The organism is Pseudomonas sp. 13B_2.1_Bac1 (assembly GCF_025466155.1).
In the GTDB taxonomy this organism is placed as follows: domain Bacteria; phylum Pseudomonadota; class Gammaproteobacteria; order Pseudomonadales; family Pseudomonadaceae; genus Aquipseudomonas; species Aquipseudomonas aylmerensis.
On the sequence record NZ_JANLOH010000018.1, the window covers coordinates 39,932 to 57,573 of the forward strand.

A 17,642-nucleotide genomic window follows, 5' to 3' on the forward strand; every position below is an offset into this window, starting at 1 on the left:
CCTGGCCACTTCATTGACATGCTCGGTAGCAGAAGACACTTCACGTATTGAGTGCTGAATACGTTCCACGAAAAGGTTGAAGTCTGCGGCCAGTTCTCCGAACTCATCTTTCGAATGCGCACTCAAGCGGCGGGTAAGGTCGCCCTCTCCCTGGGCGATATCCCGCATGGTTGTACCTATCAACCTCAGGGGCCGCATCAGTACGCGAATAAGCAAGCCCAGCAAAAGCAGCGTGGTCGCAACGGCAATAACCATCGACAAAATGGCGGAAGTGCGAAAATCATCAAGTGCCGCATAAGCTTTGCTTTTGTCGATGGACAAACCGATATACCAGTTCACCGAAGGCAGTCCCTTGATCGGCGAGAACATCAAAATTTGAGGTTTTCCGTCCTGCTCCGTCTCGCTGATATGGGAGCTAAGTGATGGCGTGTTCAGGGGGTAAATATCGCTCAATTGCTTCATCACCCGTTCTTTTTCTGGATGAACCAACACCCTGCCATCTGCGTTGACCAGAAAGGCATAGCCAATTCCACCTAGGTCGAGCGAGCTGACAATGGTCGCCAGCGTCTCCAGTGTAAGATCCCCGCCTACCACTCCAAGCGGCTGGCCGTCCTGACTGACCGGCGTTGCAATGGTCATCATCAGTTGCCCTGTCGTCACATCGAGGTAAGGCTCAGTCAGCGTTGTCCCTCCTGCAGCCATTGCGTCGGTATACCAAGGCCGGGTGCGAGGATCGTAATCAGCAGGTAGATCGTCCTTTGGCCGGATGACGAAACTACCGTTACGACTGCCTAGATAAGTGAAGGTAAACGTCGATAGCAACGACCTCTGCTCCAGCAGCCGCGTGATGTTTTGCGACGCGGGATCATTGGCAACCGCCTGGGCAACATGATCTATTAGAAGTACCCGCCCAGAGAGCCAGGACTGAACGCTTGCAGCCGTGATCTTGCTCATTTCCTCTAGGTGGTTTTCAAGGTTCGAGCGAATGGTTTTGCGCTGAATCAAGTCGTTGTAAAGCGTAAAAAGCGAAAACGCTGCGACAACAACGAATGATGCTGCAAGCAATACCTTATGACTGAACTTCAGGTTCGCAATCATCATGGTTTATCTCTAGGCGTGAAGTGTTGTAATTGTTATTCGATACCAAGGTGCGTCGATGAAGGCTTGATGACGGCCAGCTGTGGATAGGCCACCAGTTTCTCGAGGTGCAGTTCAGTGCTCTCCAGCCATGATTCAGTGATTGATCGGAAATGCTCCATATCCCGGCAGCGTATTCGGAGGCAGTAATCAAGCGCACCACTCACCAAGTGACACTCAATGACTTGCGGGCAAGCACTGACAAGCGCCTCAAATACCTTTTGCGTGCTGCATCTCCTGCCCTCATCCAGTGTCACTAGAACCACCAGTGATAAACCGGGTAATAGCTTGCGCTCGTCAATAAATGCCCCGTAACCGCGGATGACGCCCAGCCTCTCCAGCTTGCGAACGCGTTGCTGACAAGGGCTCTCGCTCAAGTGCACCAGTGAGGCGAGTTTTTTATAGGTGATGCGCCCATTGCGGCGCAATACGTCGACGATGGCCGCGTCGATGCGTCCCAAACCCTCATGGGCCGCGTGGTTCTTTGTTCCGCTGGTCATAGCCAAAGCATTTCACTTAAGCCCGTTGGACAGAAACTGCTGCAGGCGCTCGCTTCTGGGGTTATCCAGAATTTCAGGTCCGCCCTGCTCTTCAACCAGTCCTTGATGAAGGAACAGCAGTTGGTTCGACACTTTGCGTGCAAACCCCATTTCATGGGTCACCATGATCATGGTGCGCCCCTCTTCAGCAAGCCCCTGGATGACTTTGAGCACCTCGCCCACCACCTCAGGGTCAAGCGCCGAGGTGGGTTCGTCGAACAGCATGACTTCGGGCTCCATGGCGAGGGCGCGGGCGATCGCTACCCGCTGCTGTTGACCACCGGAAAGAAATGCAGGGAACTGATCGGCAACACGGGCAGGCAAGCCGACTTTATCCAAGTATCGCCGCGCACGGTCTTCTGCGTCTTTTTTGCTGATGCCTAGCACCCGACGCGGGGCAATGGTGATGTTTTCCAACACGGTCATGTGTCCCCACAGGTTGAAATGCTGGAAGACCATGGCCAAGCGGGTACGCAGTCGTTGCAGCTCGCGGTCATCCGCCACACGTAATCCAGCATGATTTTTAACCATGCAAATTGGTTTGCCATCCAAACTCATGGCACCGTCGTTGGGTGTTTCGAGAAAATTGATACAGCGCAGGAACGTACTCTTTCCCGAACCGCTCGCGCCGATCAGGCTAATGACATCGCCCGTTTTGGCCTGCAGGGAAACACCCTTGAGTACTTCATGGGTACCGTAACTCTTGTGTAGTCCGTCAACCGTCAATTTGTACATTTTCGCAATCATCCTCTAAGCGGGTTGGGAGCGGCCCTGTCAGATACAGGGCTCAGTGAGTCGGCCCTAAAAAGGCCAGCCAATGACGTTCGGCAATTCGGAACACTCCGACCAACGCAAAGGTGACCGCCAGGTAAATCAGTGCCGCAATCCCAAACGATTGAAAGGTTAAAAAGGTCGCTGAGTTCGCGTCACGGGCAACTTTGAGAATGTCCGGCACCGTGGCGGTGAATGCCACCGTGGTTGAGTGCAGCATCAAGATCACTTCGTTGCTGTAATACGGCAGCGAGCGACGCAAGGCTGACGGCATGATCACAAACGCATAGAGTTTCCATCCCGAGAGGCCATACGCTTTTGCCGCCTCGACTTCGCCATGAGCGATGTTGCGAATGGCCCCGGCAAATATCTCGGTGGTGTAAGCGCACGTGTTCAGAGCGAAGGCAAGAATGGTGCAGTTCATTGCATCGCGAAAGAATGCGTCCAACACAGGCTGAGCGCGTATTGCGGCGAGGCTGTAGATTCCGGTGTAGCAGATCAGCAGTTGGATGTAGAGCGGTGTCCCCCTGAACAGGTAGGTATAAAACTGCACTGGCCAGCGCACGTAAAACCTGGGGGACACGCGTGCGATGGACAATGGAATAGATACGATAAAGCCGATGAAAAGCGATGCGCTGAGCAACCATAGTGTCATGGCCAGACCAGTGATTTGCTGGCCATCGCTGTAGACGAATGACCTCCAGTACTCCTGCAGTAGTTCGATCATCGCACTGCCTCCCGTAAACCCGCGGCGTAGTGTTTTTCCAGACAGCGCAGGACGAAGTTGGAGATGCTGGTGATGATCAAATAGGTCAGTGCAGCCAGTACCAGGAAAAAGAACAATTGATAGGTACTTTTTCCTGCGTCCTGGGCAGCCTTTACCAAATCAGCCAGGCCGATGATCGACACCAATGCGGTGGCTTTAAGAATTACCATCCAGTTATTACCCAGCCCCGGGAGGGCAAACCGCATCATTTGCGGGAATACCACAAAGCGAAAACGCTGGGCGCGACTTAACCCATAGGCAGTAGCGGCTTCGACCTGTCCACGGGGTACGGCCAGCATGGCGCCGCGGAAAGTTTCGGTGAAATAGGCGCCGTAGATAAAACCAAGGGTGATGATTCCTGCGACGAAGGGATTGATTTCGATGTACTGCCAGCCCAATGCCACTGTGATGACCGTCAGCCAGGTTTGCAGACTGTAGAAAATCAACAGCATCAGCACCAGATCCGGCACCCCACGAATCAGTGTGGTGTAGAGCTGCGCGGGCATACGCAGCAGCTTGAGACTGGACAGTTTAGCGCTGGCGCCCATCAACCCGAGCAATACGCTAAGCAAAAGAGAGCACAGGGACAGCTTGACGGTCATCCAGGTGCCTTCGAGCAGCAGCGGGCCGAAGCCTTGCAAGCTGAATGCAGAGAGCCCCAATGCGCCTAATAATGGTTCAAACATGATCAACAACCTATAGCGAAAACGCCCATCCAGCGGACGAGCGCCGGGTGGTTATTTGCCGCTGTAAAGATTCAGATCGCCAAAATGCTGCTTCTGGATCGAATCATAGGTGCCATCGTCGTGAAGAGCCTGGATCGCTTTATCCAGCAAGGCCTTGAGCTCTGTATTGCCCTTGGCGATGCCGATGGCTGTTTTGGAGGGAAGATAAGGGCTCTCGACCGACGGGCTCATTTCGTAGTCAGCGCCCTGGGGGGAGTTGATAAAACCCAGTTGGGCTTGAAGCGCATCCTGAAGGGATGCATCCAGCCGCCCCGCTACCAGGTCGTAATACACCTGATCCTGGTTCTGATAGGACTGGATTTTTATCCCGGCTTTGTCCAGCACGGCCTTGGCGTAAGCTTCCTGGATACTGCCTTGAAAATAGCCAACCGTTTTGCCTTTGAGTGATGCCACATCCGTGCTCAGGTCCGACCCCTTCTTGAACACATAGGACGTGAATCCGGAGAAAAGCTCGCTTGAAAAATCAATGGCTTTTTCACGAGTGGCCGTCACGGTCATGGATGACAGGATACCGTCGAACTTGCCGGCCCTGAGGCCTGGAATCAGGCCATCAAAATCGCTTTCCACCCAGATGCATTTGACTGAAAGCTTGGCGCAAATCGCGTTGCCCAAGTCAATATCAAATCCCTTGAGGCTGCCATCGGCGGCCTTGGACTCAAACGGCGCGTAATTGGCATCTACGCCGAAACGCAAGGTGGAGTATTCTTTGGCAGACACTGCACTTGTGCACAACGCCAAGCCCATTACTAAACATAGCTTCTTTAGCGAAATCATAATTACATCCCTAGATATTGTAGTTGGATTAAGGGCAGTAAACATCCGACAGCATTAACCATGACGCTCGTTATTATTTAGCGAGACCTGCGTCTCGACTTGAACGTTACCTGAGTACGGCGACTTTACGAATATGGCAAATTGAACGTTATCACGAGCAAAATGCTCGCCTTTCAAGCAGACACCAATTTCATCATTAACAGTCCACTGACAATCAATACGGCGGCCACGATACGCAACAGCGTGGCGGGTTCACCCATGAAGAAAATACCTGCAGCAAAAGCTCCCACAGCGCCGATCCCCGTCCAGATGGTGTATGCCGTACCCAGCGGCAAGCTCTTCATCGAGAAGGACAACAGCGCAAAACTGGCAATTACGGTTACAAATGTAATGACCGTGGGCACTAATCGCGTAAACCCTTCAGATTGCTTCATCGAAAAAGCCCACACCACTTCAAATACTCCTGCAATGATCAAACTCACCCAAGCCATGAGCAACTCCTAAACGATAAAAAACGCATAGACTGTTCGCGCCAGACGCAATTAAAACGTCAACGTTATTAAAAAGACCCCCGCGAGGACGGGGGTAAAGACGGGTTGACCAAACCCTAGTTTCGTGATGTTTTCAACTCAATCACTTGAATGTTGCGTCCAGCGCGAACGCAATATCCTTGATCAAGTCATCTGGATCTTCCAATCCGACTGAAAAGCGCAAATGACCGTACTGGCGGAACTCTTCGGGGTACTTGTCAAAGCCACCTCGACCCTCTGCACCTACGTGCACGATCAGTGATTCGTCGTGCCCTAATGAAACGGCCGACGTGATGATGCGCAGGTTCGAGACAAAGCGGTTCTGGGCATCAGGATCACCCTCTACGGCAAACGCCATCACTGCACCATAGCCCTTGCCCGCAAATTGCCGGCGCGCCAACTCGTGCTGTGGATGGGAGGACAAACCGGGGTAGTAGACGTAGGCAATCCGATCGTCGTTGTCCAGAAAGTGAGCCAACTTCTCGGCCGAGTTCAGCAATTGCTTTAAACGCAGAGGCAACGTGACCGATCCGCGCATTATCATCCATGCATTGAACGGAGAAATGGTCGCACCGAGGTCAACCAAGGCATCGTTCTTGATCTTGTTGATCAACTGGTTGGAGCCGATCACCACCCCACCCATGGCATCACCATGACCATTGATGTACTTGGTCAATGAGTGAATGACAAAGTCGACGCCGTGTTGACTTGCACGGAAAAATGGAGGGGGCGTGAACGTGGCATCTACAGAGATCAGCGCGCCATGGGCGTGTGCAATTTCAGCCAATGCGGCAATGTCTGCAACTTTCGTGGTGGGGTTGGCGATCGTTTCAGTGTGGATCAGTTTGGTATTGGGCCGAATGGCATTACGCACCGATTCGAGGTCACCGACATCCACGAAGGTGGCTTCAATGCCGTAACGCTCAGGCAGGAGTTCGGCGAAAAGCCGCCAGACCGCCTGGTAGGTGATGTCACTGACAATGACATGGTCGCCACTTTTCAGGAATGAAAAAAACACTGAGTGCAACGCCGCGACACCGGTCGCGAATACCACCGCATCTTCACACCCTTCAAGGGCCGCGAGTTTTTTCTCAAGGCAGACCTGGTTGTGACCTTGATTGCGTGTGTACACGAGCCCATCCGGACTCGACCAGTCCATGGTCGCGGGGTCTTCCGGCAAGAGATAGGAGTTCGCCATAACCAATGGCGTACGGACGGCGCCACTGGTGACATCCGCGACATTGCCGCCATGAACAGCAAGTGTCGCTGCAGATAATGTCGAAAGGTTGTGCTTATCGGGGCGCATGTCGATTCCTCGTTATTGTTGTGTAATTCATTCTTGAGTTGAGCGAATTGTTTAGCTTCCACTCACACCGTTGATGCAAATGACCTTGGGCTGCGTCATATCTTCGTAAGCAAAACGTACGCCCTCGCGGCCCATGCTCCCGTACTTGAAACCGCCGAAAGGCATTGCATCAAAGCGGTAGTCGGAAGAGTCGTTGATCATCACCCCGCCCGCCTCCAGTCGTTTAGCGGCGGTCATTGCAACCTTCAGATTGCTGGTGAAGATCCCAGCATGCAGGCTGTATTCAGGCTCGTTAGCCAGCGCTAACGCTACATCCAGGGAGGCGACGCTCTGGAGGATGACCACCGGGCTGAACACTTCTTCGCACCACAACTTGCATTGGCGGTCGACGCCTTCCAGCACGGTAGGCGAATAGAGCGAGCCGTTGCGTGTGTTGCCAAACAACAACGTGGCGCCTTTGGCAATGGCGTCATTGACCACTTCCTCGGTACGCTTGGCTGACGCCTCGGTAATCATCGGCCCTACGTCCGTCTGCTCATCAGCAGGGTTGCCGACGATCAACTTAGAGGTCTGTTCAACAAAGCGCGTTTTGAAGGCTTCATAGAGTGAGGCCTCAATGAGGATCCGTTGGGTACCGATGCAGTTTTGTCCGGCCGCCCAGAAAGCCCCCGACACGCATGAATCAACGGTTTCATCCAAATCACAATCAGCCATCACGATGACCGGCGCATTACCGCCAAGGTCCATCGCTAGCTTCTTGAGGCCAGCTGTACGAGCGATCTGCTCACCCGTGACAAAGCCGCCGGTGAAAGACACCATGCGCACCGCACGGTGGGCCACAAGAGCCTTGCCCAGGGCGGCGCCGCCTGTTGCGACGGTGGCAACAACCGGAGGCAGACCCGCGTCGATCAAGCACTCCACCAGCTTGATCGCTGATAGCGGTGTGAGCTCAGACGGCTTGAGAACAACTGCATTTCCTCCTGCAATGGCAGGCCCCAATTTATGCGCGACCAGGTTAAGCGGGTCGTTGTAAGGGGTGATGGCAACGATGACGCCCAACGGTTCACGGGTGAACCAGCCCTGACGAGATTCAGACCCGACATAGGCGTCAAAAGGAATGACTTCACCGGCATTGCGCTTGGCTTCTTCGGCGGACAACTTCAAGGTATTGACGCATCGCAACACCTCCTTTCGCGCCTGCTTCAGCGTTTTTCCTGACTCCGCGACGATCAGTTTGGCAAAGGAGTCCTTGTCACGCTCGACTGAGCTTGCGGCCTTTTCCAAGATACGCGCACGCTCATGGCGCGGCAGATCCTTGGCAATCAAGGCACCTAAAATGGCGGTGTCAACTATCGTGGTAGCGGATGATGCGGGTATGTCTGCCACTTCACCCACTTTGCTGCCGTCAAACGGGCTGAGCACCGTAATGGCCTTATAATCAGCAGCGAGCGAGAGACTCAAGCTATTCATGATTACTTACCTGACGTGGTTTTGTGGTTGTGGATGCTTACGATGTCGGCGAGCAAGGCAAATGCGGTTTCAAAACGACCTGCCCCCGCACCCACTACAGTGACGGGACCGAGAATGGCCGTGTTGAAGGTAATTGCGTTGGTGGCTCCGCTCACGGCTGAGAGCGCGTCGCTCGCCGGCAAGAGCTTCGGACTCACTGATGCTGAAATCGAACCATCGCTCCGTTTCTCTGCGCTGCCAATCAGCTTCCAGCGGGCATTTGCTTTCGTCGCCTCGGCAATATCCTTGGCCGTGATTTGAGAAATCCCTTTGCACAGGACGTCGCTTGGTTTGAGTTTTGCGCCTAGCAGTTCATTGGCGAGGATGACAACCTTCAAGCGCACATCGTGCCCTTCTACATCCGCTGTTGGGTCAGCTTCGGCATACCCCAATTCCTGCGCTTTTGCGACGGCACTGGAGAAGTCCAACCCCGTCTCCATGCTGGAGAGGACAAAGTTTGAAGTACCGTTGAGGATCCCCTTGAAGCCGGTGATTTCCGCGCCTGCCAGTGACTCCTTGGCCAAACGGATAACCGGGGTCCCGCTCATGACAGAACCTTCAAATTCAAAGCGGGCGCCGGTGCTATCGGCCAGCGTCTTCAAGCTTTGTGCATGCAGCGCCACGGGCCCTTTGTTCGTGGTCACGACACTGACGCCCTTTTCCAGAGCCCAGCGGCAGAAGGTCGTAGCCGGTTCACCATCCACAGGATTGGTGAACGTTGCCTCAGCGACAATATCGGCGCCAGAGAAGCGGATAACGGTTTCGTTTGCCGGCTCAGCAGTCCCGCCGGCCAGGGTCCTGAAACTGCCTTTAGCAGCAGGCACTGCTGCCAATTCACGAGCGTCCAGGCCGTCTTTGTTAATGATCGAACCGAGGTAAAGGTCACTGACACCGACAATCTTCAAGGTAAAACCTAATTCATCGGCCCAACGCGAATTCTTATCGGCAATAAGCTGGGTCAGCGCGCGGTTAACGCCACCAAATCCAAGCAACGCAATTTTGTATTCAGTCACGACAGGGTTCTCATTGTTATGTTGTGGTGCTGAGATAGTAAGCCGCCAACTTAACTTTACGAATATGGCAAACAGAACGTTGTTGCGAGCAAAATGCTCGTACAACAGCGCAACTTGCTATTTTGTGCTCGACAGAACAAAAGACGTTACGGTATTCAGGACTCCCGGCAGCGTCGAGATCTCACTCCATACCCTGTGGATACGATCTGCATTCATCGCCTGAACCGTCAGTACAATATCGAGGTCGCCACTCATCACATTGCAGGAAATAACTTCAGGCATTGCACCAACGGAACGAACAACTTCTGAATCTCGCATACGATCCTTACGATAAACGAAGACTAATGCATTAATGGGTCCTGCATCAGCTGAAGGCATACCTTTAATAATTGTGTAGCCTCGGACATACCCATCGCGCTCCAATCGCTCAATCCGCAGCCTGACTGCGTTCCTGGACAAATTGACTTTTAGGGCAATATCGTTGTGGGCCAACCGTGCATTGCGAGTCAGCTCCTCCAAAATCTTTTCATCAACTTTATCTAAAACACGTTTCATCTCTGGCTCCGGACTTATAACGAGTGAGACTCCGTGTCTTTTGATAATGCCCTGACCAGTGAGATCAGCGACCTGACGTCGTTGGGAATTGAAGTACAGTCTTGTTCAGCAACTACAGGAACACCAATTGTATTTAGGTGGCCAACAATCTCTGACTTTTGGGTTGCAGTGCCAACTTTCGACGGATGTGTGGTTGCCAGGCAAATCATGGGGATCATCAAGCTGCGTCTGCTTACACGTGCAGCGCGCAAGCCGATGGCGGTATTGGGACTGACCAGATATCCACTCTCTGCAAAGACCTCACGAATACAACTGAATGCGTCTGCATCGTCCACAGCCAGTGAGTCAAACAGTTTGCGTGCCTCCAACCATTCATCCTGCGCTAACTGAATAGTTCCCTCGCCTTCTAGCAACTGCATATTACGAGCTACTTTTTCTCCGCATCGATTTAAAATGCTCCACTGTAGGCGCTCAAAATTAGAGGCTAATGAAACATTCATCGTGGGAATTTTGGTAGCACGAATTTCATTTCGACTGTACAGATTTGATTGGAGAAAGTTATGCAGTCCGGCGTTAGTATTCGTGGCAACGATAAGCTGTCGAATCGGCAGTCCCATTTGCTTGGCAATATAACCAGCGTACAGGGCGCCAAAATTTCCAGTCGGGACACTGAAAGCAATCTCTCTTTTAGGCGCACCGAGCTGAAGAGCAGAATAGAAATAGAAGGAGAGGTGCGCAAGTACGCGAACCCAATGCACTGAGTTGAACGAAATAAGATGCTGCCGTGCATTATTACTGTGTTTCAGGAACTGCTCACACAAACGATGACAATCAGAATAGTCTCCGTCGACCGCAACATTCACAACATTATCTTCGTGCGTACTCAGTAAGCGTATGCGATCCTCCGCCGTTAACCCCATGGAAGGATGCAATACCAACAACGTAACGCCCTTCATTCCCGAAAATGCTTTTATTGCTGCGGCGCCAGTATCTCCACCTGTACAACCTATAATCAGCGCCTTCTTACCAGACCTGAGTAAATCATGATCGATAAAGCGAGACATCAACTGAAGGCCAACGTCTTGGTAGACGCCTGACGGCCCATGAAACAATTCGAGTATCCACTCGTTACTTGCGGTCTGGTACAGCGGTGTCACTGCGTTGCTTTTAAAACAATCAAAAATCTCCTCAAGCATCCGAGACAACAGATCCTGCTCGATCCATCCCCCCAGAAAGGGCTCGATTACGTAGCGAGCCAATTCATGGAAGGGCAACCATTCGAGCTTTGAGAGCTCCTCCTTTTTGAAGCGGGGAACCTTGTGCGGCACGTACAAACCACCGTCAGGCGCGTACGCCCCCATCAGCACCTCGCTGAATTCGTACGTTCTACCAGGGGTCCGTGTGCTGACGTATTTCATGATCCAAGACACCCTCAAGCCATTTCCGAGCCGGCCGCCTGCAAGCTGGGGCTTCTGCGGAATTCAATGCGGTAGCGTTAATCGCCTTTGATCCAGCTTCATACCAATGACCATAAAAGTCAATATATCGACTATTATATCTCGCTAACGGTATTCCGTTCCCGTTACACGAACCCCCCTTTTGTCCAAGCCCATGGGATGTGCGAGGGCCGACAATGCTTAGAAATGGGAGAACACCATGTGTGCTAAGAATCTGCTGCACTCGCTTTATCAGTACAAGGCATGGTCTGAGGATGTGTTATTCAGGTGCTTGAAAGCGCCCATTTCGCAGTCGTTTCCTGTGGAAATGGAGAAGGCCTGTTATTGGCTCAGGCACATCAATATTGTGGACCAACTATTCATCGCCAGACTGCAGGGAAAACCGGAGGAATTTGACGACGTCGTCACTGAGCAGCGGCAAGACATTCGTCAGTTGGAAGAGGCTTTCACAGCGGCAAATCAATGGTTTGTCGATTACACGAAATCAGTCACTGCAAAGGAGCTGTCTGAACCGGTGGAATTTATTTTCAAGGATGGCAAACCCGGCAACATGACCAAAGAACAAATCCTTGCTCATGTGCTTTCTCATGGCCTGCAGCATCGAGGAAGTGTTAGCACGATCCTACCCAGGGAAATCCTGGAGGGACACCAAGATCATTTCACAACGTTTTTGAAACTGTAGGCAGTTGGATTTCTGCCTCCTCAACCATGATGAGGCAGAGTGTTCACCGCAGTGCTCAGCTCAATTCGAGCGCGTCTATCACCGCTGCAATTTGCTTGCGTCCTTCCCCTTCGATGGTTCTAAGCGGCAAAGGCACGCTCGGAGAGTGAGTAATGCCGCGTAGCTCCGCTGCAGTGGCTATCACGCGAAAGCTACCGCCAAATTGGCTGAACAATGCCCAAAGCGGCTTCAAGGATTCGGAGAGGCGCATAGCCTCAAAGGCGACACCTGACAATGCTGCTCGTGTGATGGCGAGCGCCGTATTGGGGAACAAACCGCCCATGACCGAATACCAGGCATCGCAGCCGGCATTCATTCCAACAGCGGCAAACGCATCGCCGCTTATTCCAATAGTCACGTGACTCGGAATCAATTTCCGCAGGCGCTCCACACGCTCCCTGGCCAGATGTGGCGCCTCGGGGACGCCAGGGATTTTGATTGAGCTGACATTGGGTAGCTCTGCAATACGCCCGTGTAACTCATCGGTAAATTCGAAATGAGTGGTACCAGGATTGTCATAGACACATAGCGGGATTGAGACGTTGGCCGAAACCATTTCGTACATCGAGAACACATCGTCCTGAGTCAGTTTTTGATATGACACGGGTGGCAGCAGCAAGGCTTTGACCCCTACGGCTTGCGCATCCTCAGCCAGCAGCAAAACGTCGCGTGTACGCAGCGCGCCGATGCTCACCATCACAGGCACGTCCTCCGCGGCCTCTACTGCCAACTGAGCAACTCGAGAACGTTCGGCTCGAGAAAGATACGCATAGCTTCCGGTGGATCCTAGAGCCCCGATGGAATCTACTTTAGCTGCCACCAATTGCTGCACAAGACAAGTAAAAGCATTTTCGTCCACACCCTGCTCATCCATAGGGGTCAGAGAAAATGCACTAAGACCGGTAAACATCGTCATCACTCCTTGCAGTGGTCTATGGACTATTTGGCCCCAGGACCAATCAGTGAGCTTTCGATCTGGACGCCTGGCATCATTTGCTGCAACCCTTCGATGAGTTTGTCCCCCGCTTCCGTCAGGGCTTCAAGCGGCATCGCCGGCAGACTCTCCAGAATGAACCACATGCTCCTCGCGTCAGCACCGAGACGGGTCCTGACACCTTGCCGCCAATTCCAGCGACGGCAGGTCACGCCTTTGTCATCGCGCCAGACAACCTCGCCGGCATCCGGATACTCGAAGGCAGCAGCCCCCTCTTTCATCGTGTCAAAAGGCTCAGTGCCATCAGCGACTACGAGCCGTGGGGAGCCCACATAGGCTTCAATGTTTTCCCCGCCAACCGGGATGGCGTACTCAATGCTGATTGCGTTGTAGAGATCGACGATGGGATCCAGGCTAGGCAAGCTGCCGTCACGTAAAACTCGTTTACGCAGCGCTTCAGCTGAACAAGGTGTGCGCTGCGGCTTGGCCCCAAACTTTCGAAAGGTCTCAGCCCATGCAGCCAGATGGCCTTCTCCCCAGCTTGGCCCACCTTCCTGCACAGCCTTGCAAGCACGGTCCAGCGCAGCCTGGGCCACCTCAGGATGAGCCAGTGGTGCAGCTTCCACCACGATACTCAGGGCCCTGAACTCCGGCGCCAGCTCGGCAACGGCTTGATCGATTAACGGCAGTACGGACAGCATCAAAAACCTCCAGGAACCTAAATGTCATTTCATGCTAGTCAGCGACGACCAATAAAGTCAATATAATGACCATTACCATCTACTATAACGGCTGATCCGATTGACGGAGCTACTTATAAAGGCCGAGAATCCCAGCACATTTTTCTCATGACCTTCATCAATGACCACCAATACCAGCCTGTCGAGTACCCCTGGCGCTGATGCTCATGCCGTCAGCCTGGCCGTTGCGCGCACACTTAAACAGGCACGCAAAACACAGAAGATCACGCTGGATGAACTTTCCCGCCGTGCTGGCGTGAGCAAAGGAATGGTTGTCGAAATAGAGAAATGTACGGCGAACCCCAGTATCGGCATCCTTTGCAAAATCGCCGCCGCGCTTGGACTGTCTGTTGCAGACATCGTCAATGTGACCGAAGCCCCATCCGCCCATATCATCGACAGCCAAGACATCCCCACGCTCTGGACCGGTGACCTGGGAGGAACGGCGCGCCTCCTGGCGGGAACGTCCGGCCCTAATATGATCGAGCTGTGGCGTTGGGAAATGCATCCAGGCGAATCTTTCGCTTCACAGGGGCATCCTCAGGGCACGCTTGAACTGTTTCATGTGGAGAAAGGCACGCTGAAATGCGTGGTAGGGGAAACAGAGTTGGTCATCCCTGCGGGGAGTTCGGCAGTGGCGAAAACCGATGTACCTCATTCCTATTCCAACGCTGGCAGATCCAAGTTGGTGTTCACCATGTCCGTGACGGAGATGCATCAGTAGATACCGGCAGACTCGCAGCCAGTGAGCATGTGTAAGGCGGGCGAACCAGCCAATTTCAAAAGGGCTGCGCCACCGAAAGCCATCAAGCCCCACGTAGCATCACCGCCAGGGCGTGCACTCGCAATTGCGAGTGCATCGCATGCAACTGGGGGCAAAATTGGGGGCATATTTGATATTTTTCTGCCTGAAAATATCGTCCTAGAGCCTAGTCAAAATGTTTTTTGGGGATCCCGATAGCCTGTAAGCCCCCACCGAAGCTTCCAGATAACGCCTCTGTTTTCAAACGAAAACTCACCGAAGCCCTCATCCGCTTGCTGACCGAACCCGGCAAACACGGCGATGGAGAAGTCCCTGGTCTCTACTTGGAAGAGAGGATGTCGAGCAAGAGCGCCCCCCTTCCAAGTTCTGGCGTCTAAAGTATCGGCTAATAAGCCGCATGCCTCTCATCGACTGTAGCTGGCGTGAAGTCTTACGACGGTAGGCATATTCGAAATTGGCACCTGGTACCGCCGACAGAGGCTGACTACAAAACGAAGGGCTAGCTTCGTGTGCCCTTACAGGCAGGAAACTTGGAGCCCGCCCAGAACTGACTCCCTGAGGGCTTCCCTTTACGTGCGGTACCACACACCATCGAAGCGCCGCACCTGGAGCAAGAGTTCGTTGCAAATGAACGCGTGGTAGTCGGTGTTCGACATGCGCAAAAAGCAGTATTTGCTCCATGAACTGGTAGTTTAAGATTCCTATACATCAAGTCACGAATTCTACTACCAAGTCTGTTAATGGAACCGCACAGCAGGCCAACACATGATTGCTCAGCTGTTCTTCTGCAGATAACGCTGTTGCACTTTGTTGGTCAACGCGGCCAGAAATGACTCTAACTTTGCATTGCCCACAAAACCCTGCACGACACCCATAAGGTAGTTGTACGCCCGCTTGCTCAGCCTGACGCAATAAAGGATGCTGATTGTCACCTAAGAAGGCAGCACCATTGACTATCAAATCAACAGGCCTGAACTCGACTTGAGGAGTAATAGCAACATTGAACGTTTCTTGATGATAATGCGCCTCAGGCATACCGAGCATTTTCAATTCGTGCTTAGCACACTTCATGAACCCATCAGGACCACAGGCAAATACCTGCCGATCGTTTATCTGAGGGATCTCGCTGAGCATCTGAGCATCCAAGCGTCGCTTTGGGCCACCCCACAACGCATCAGGCCGGGTTAATGCAATAATAACCTTTAGATTAGGATTAACACTTTGAAAATGATCAATCTCTGATTTAAAAGCAATATCTTCCCGAGTGCGGCATTGATAGTAGAGACATATATCGATATGCCTTTTATTATCATGAAGGTAACGCAGCATAGAAATCATCGGTGTGATGCCGCTGCCCGCTGCAAGCAATAACAGCTTATCAGCAGTAATATCGAGATAGAACTCACCGGTCGGTGATTCCATCGCTAGCTTGTGCCCCACCTGCAAATGGTCATGTAACCAGTTCGAGATACGTCCATCGGGTGCTCGCTTTACCGATATTGCATATAATCCTGCGCGCGAAGGCGTTGACGATAGCGTATAGCGACGCGTGAAATACTGACCGTCTATTTTAAGCGTTATAGGAATATGTTGTCCTGGAAGGTATGAGGGAAGTGAATTGCCATTCCCAGATTCAAACCAGAAGGTACAAATATCGTGAGAGATGTTCTCCCGCTTAACACACATCAGACTTGGGTTTTTACTGGCGCTGGCGTTAAATACCTCCCGGGGCTTTTCTTCTAAAACCTCGATAACATCCCCTACCCTAATAACTCCTTCGTTGAGAGCAACAAGATTGTGTCCGAATTTAATATTTCCTTTGTCATCGCTTCTGAATTCAGCCAGTGTTTTCAGCGGCTCTTTTTTTGCATCGAAGGTTGCGCTTTTCGGATCGATGGTTGTAAGAATACACCGCGTGCAGGGTTTAACCCCTTCAAAAACAACCTCACCAATACGTATTCGCTTCCAGCTATCTTCATCAAAAGCGTGCGTTCCACTGACTACTAGGTTAGGTCTAAAATGCGTCATTGAGAAACGCTCAATGCTGCGCTCATTCAGCGCCGCCAGAGAGGCCTCACTGATAATGAGTAAAGGGTAACCGTCAGCGAAACTGATATTGAATGGAATAGCTTCACGCGTTCTATTTGATTGTTCACCGGTATAAAGCAGTTGCACCGGGGCACCCAAAATAGCCGAAAACCATTGATTTGCCTCATCCGTGGTAGTAAAGGCAACAAAGTTATCTTTGAACACATTGGTGTTAGCCTCGAGCATCATAAAATCTGAATACTTTAGAACCAGACGTTGGCATTGCGCACAGGTTAAATATAACCCCTCCGCAAATAGCGTGACGGTTATATTAAGTAGCTGTGGAAATTCGCGGGCTGTTAGCATCGCGCCATCTTCACGCGCCACCATAAAGCGGCGATCGAACGCAATCCCCTGCTTCTCAACCCACACCTGTGACTGGCTGATTCCACCGGCCGATTTAACAGGATAAAATGTTATTCCAGTTAAAAAAGGTTTGTTTGTCATGTTTACCTGATCCTCCGGATATTTTAGGCTGCAATGAGACTGTTAGATGGAGGAGTAGCTTTCTAAGCTATATCCGCGGAATATTATTTCTTTCCTCAGCGTCGGGGAGGTCAAAATATCAACTTCTTTAATTCGAGGATGGCAATACGAGCTCTTTAGAATGACATCATCTAAAAATGCAGGATGACACATTATCTCAAGACTCCTATCACCTCTCTTATCGGCATTTTCGAGTATTTGCAGAATAAGCGCCTCTGAAACGGCCTCTCCATAAAAACTGGAATCGAAATAATGGGTACTGCGGGAAGTATTGACTTGAATATTAAATTTTTTAGCTTCGGCGCGGCCTATCCGTATAGGCAATGACTTACTGCTGGCGAAGCGCTCAACCACGGGGTAAATTTCTGGCAGCATATGCACAAAATGATGGCTGTCCAAATGTGTAGGGACTTTCCCAAAAACGTCTATAAACCGCTCAAATTGCGCATTTAATTCGACTGCTATTTCTGCGGGTTCCAGCAATCCCTTTTCTGCATATTCCCACAACCATTTACCTAGCTCTCCGACTTCATTAACCAGACTTTTCATCGCCGTTAACGGACGTCCATAGGTCAAAACAAAGTGAAGCCCGATACCTAAACCTGGGTTCAGCTGACTCAGTTCCGCTGCGTGTAACGCATAAGGAGAGGTAACCATGGCGGTTGTCGACGTGACGATGCCGTTATTATAGGACTCAATGATCCCGTAGTTCTGGCCTTTGCTCATGCCAAAGTCATCAGCATTAACGATTAGGATTTTTTTCATTTTGCTCCTCTCATCATTTTCGATATTCCTCTGAATAGCGGG

General features: G+C 51.9%; 17 protein-coding genes and 1 pseudogene. 2 read left to right on the forward strand and 16 right to left on the reverse strand.

The genetic code is table 11. The features are described from left to right. Positions 1 to 66: 66 nt before the first annotated feature. The 12 genes and pseudogenes from NTD80_RS31285 to thrC all read right to left on the reverse strand — a co-directional run. Positions 67 to 1,101: pseudogene (locus NTD80_RS31285) on the reverse strand (cache domain-containing protein); the annotation flags it as partial. A gap of 32 nt (positions 1,102 to 1,133) precedes the next feature. Further along, a complete protein-coding gene (locus NTD80_RS04255) occupies positions 1,134 to 1,637 on the reverse strand; it encodes an Lrp/AsnC family transcriptional regulator (RefSeq protein ID WP_051550466.1) in 504 nt (167 codons plus the stop codon). Positions 1,638 to 1,649: 12 nt separating this feature from the next. After that, on the reverse strand, positions 1,650 to 2,411 hold the full coding sequence (locus NTD80_RS04260) for an ABC transporter ATP-binding protein (RefSeq protein WP_027616446.1): 762 nt from the start codon (positions 2,409 to 2,411) through the stop codon (positions 1,650 to 1,652). Between the two features lie 52 nt (positions 2,412 to 2,463). Next, positions 2,464 to 3,174: an ABC transporter permease gene (locus NTD80_RS04265; protein ID WP_027616445.1), complete on the reverse strand. Its 711-nt coding sequence runs from the start codon at positions 3,172 to 3,174 to the stop codon at positions 2,464 to 2,466. Continuing rightward, positions 3,171 to 3,899 (reverse strand): ABC transporter permease, encoded by a 729-nt coding sequence (locus NTD80_RS04270; RefSeq protein WP_027616444.1) that lies wholly within the window; start codon positions 3,897 to 3,899, stop codon positions 3,171 to 3,173. Before NTD80_RS04270 ends, NTD80_RS04265 begins: the two co-directional genes overlap by 4 nt. 51 nt (positions 3,900 to 3,950) lie before the next feature. Next, complete coding sequence (locus NTD80_RS04275; protein WP_027616443.1) at positions 3,951 to 4,733, reverse strand: transporter substrate-binding domain-containing protein; 783 nt, start codon at positions 4,731 to 4,733, stop codon at positions 3,951 to 3,953. A 173-nt stretch (positions 4,734 to 4,906) separates the two neighbouring features. Continuing rightward, positions 4,907 to 5,224, reverse strand: a complete 318-nt coding sequence (locus NTD80_RS04280) for a DMT family transporter (protein WP_027616442.1) — start codon at positions 5,222 to 5,224, stop codon at positions 4,907 to 4,909. A 142-nt stretch (positions 5,225 to 5,366) separates the two neighbouring features. Further along, positions 5,367 to 6,569 (reverse strand): trans-sulfuration enzyme family protein, encoded by a 1,203-nt coding sequence (locus NTD80_RS04285; RefSeq protein WP_027616441.1) that lies wholly within the window; start codon positions 6,567 to 6,569, stop codon positions 5,367 to 5,369. A 51-nt stretch (positions 6,570 to 6,620) separates the two neighbouring features. Next, positions 6,621 to 8,039, reverse strand: a complete 1,419-nt coding sequence (locus NTD80_RS04290; protein ID WP_262132290.1) for an aldehyde dehydrogenase family protein — start codon at positions 8,037 to 8,039, stop codon at positions 6,621 to 6,623. 2 nt (positions 8,040 to 8,041) lie between these two features. After that, positions 8,042 to 9,091 (reverse strand): homoserine dehydrogenase, encoded by a 1,050-nt coding sequence (locus NTD80_RS04295; protein WP_262132291.1) that lies wholly within the window; start codon positions 9,089 to 9,091, stop codon positions 8,042 to 8,044. Between the two features lie 117 nt (positions 9,092 to 9,208). Then, the gene (locus NTD80_RS04300) at positions 9,209 to 9,646 is read right to left on the reverse strand and encodes an Lrp/AsnC family transcriptional regulator (RefSeq protein WP_262132292.1); all 438 of its coding nucleotides are present in this window, start codon (positions 9,644 to 9,646) and stop codon (positions 9,209 to 9,211) included. Positions 9,647 to 9,660: 14 nt separating this feature from the next. Continuing rightward, positions 9,661 to 11,064: a threonine synthase gene (thrC, locus tag NTD80_RS04305; RefSeq protein ID WP_262132294.1), complete on the reverse strand. Its 1,404-nt coding sequence runs from the start codon at positions 11,062 to 11,064 to the stop codon at positions 9,661 to 9,663. Positions 11,065 to 11,302: 238 nt separating this feature from the next. Between thrC and NTD80_RS04310 the strand changes: the two genes are divergently transcribed. Then, entirely contained in the window at positions 11,303 to 11,785 is a 483-nt protein-coding gene (locus tag NTD80_RS04310; protein WP_027616437.1) for a DinB family protein, read from the forward strand. A gap of 55 nt (positions 11,786 to 11,840) precedes the next feature. On the opposite strand, the gene NTD80_RS04315 is transcribed toward NTD80_RS04310, so the two are convergent. Then, positions 11,841 to 12,734 carry a dihydrodipicolinate synthase family protein gene (locus tag NTD80_RS04315; protein ID WP_262132297.1) on the reverse strand — a complete coding sequence of 298 codons (894 nt, stop codon included), beginning with the start codon at positions 12,732 to 12,734 and terminating at the stop codon, positions 11,841 to 11,843. 29 nt (positions 12,735 to 12,763) lie between these two features. After that, positions 12,764 to 13,459 carry a B3/4 domain-containing protein gene (locus NTD80_RS04320; protein WP_041021433.1) on the reverse strand — a complete coding sequence of 232 codons (696 nt, stop codon included), beginning with the start codon at positions 13,457 to 13,459 and terminating at the stop codon, positions 12,764 to 12,766. A gap of 160 nt (positions 13,460 to 13,619) precedes the next feature. Between NTD80_RS04320 and NTD80_RS04325 the strand changes: the two genes are divergently transcribed. Next, complete coding sequence (locus NTD80_RS04325) at positions 13,620 to 14,222, forward strand: helix-turn-helix domain-containing protein (protein WP_262132298.1); 603 nt, start codon at positions 13,620 to 13,622, stop codon at positions 14,220 to 14,222. A gap of 747 nt (positions 14,223 to 14,969) precedes the next feature. Here NTD80_RS04325 and NTD80_RS04330 read toward each other — a convergent pair. Then, positions 14,970 to 16,796: a hybrid-cluster NAD(P)-dependent oxidoreductase gene (locus NTD80_RS04330; protein ID WP_262132300.1), complete on the reverse strand. Its 1,827-nt coding sequence runs from the start codon at positions 16,794 to 16,796 to the stop codon at positions 14,970 to 14,972. Between the two features lie 42 nt (positions 16,797 to 16,838). After that, entirely contained in the window at positions 16,839 to 17,600 is a 762-nt protein-coding gene (gene chbG / locus NTD80_RS04335; RefSeq protein WP_262132301.1) for a chitin disaccharide deacetylase, read from the reverse strand. Between the last annotated feature and the right edge of the window lie 42 nt (positions 17,601 to 17,642).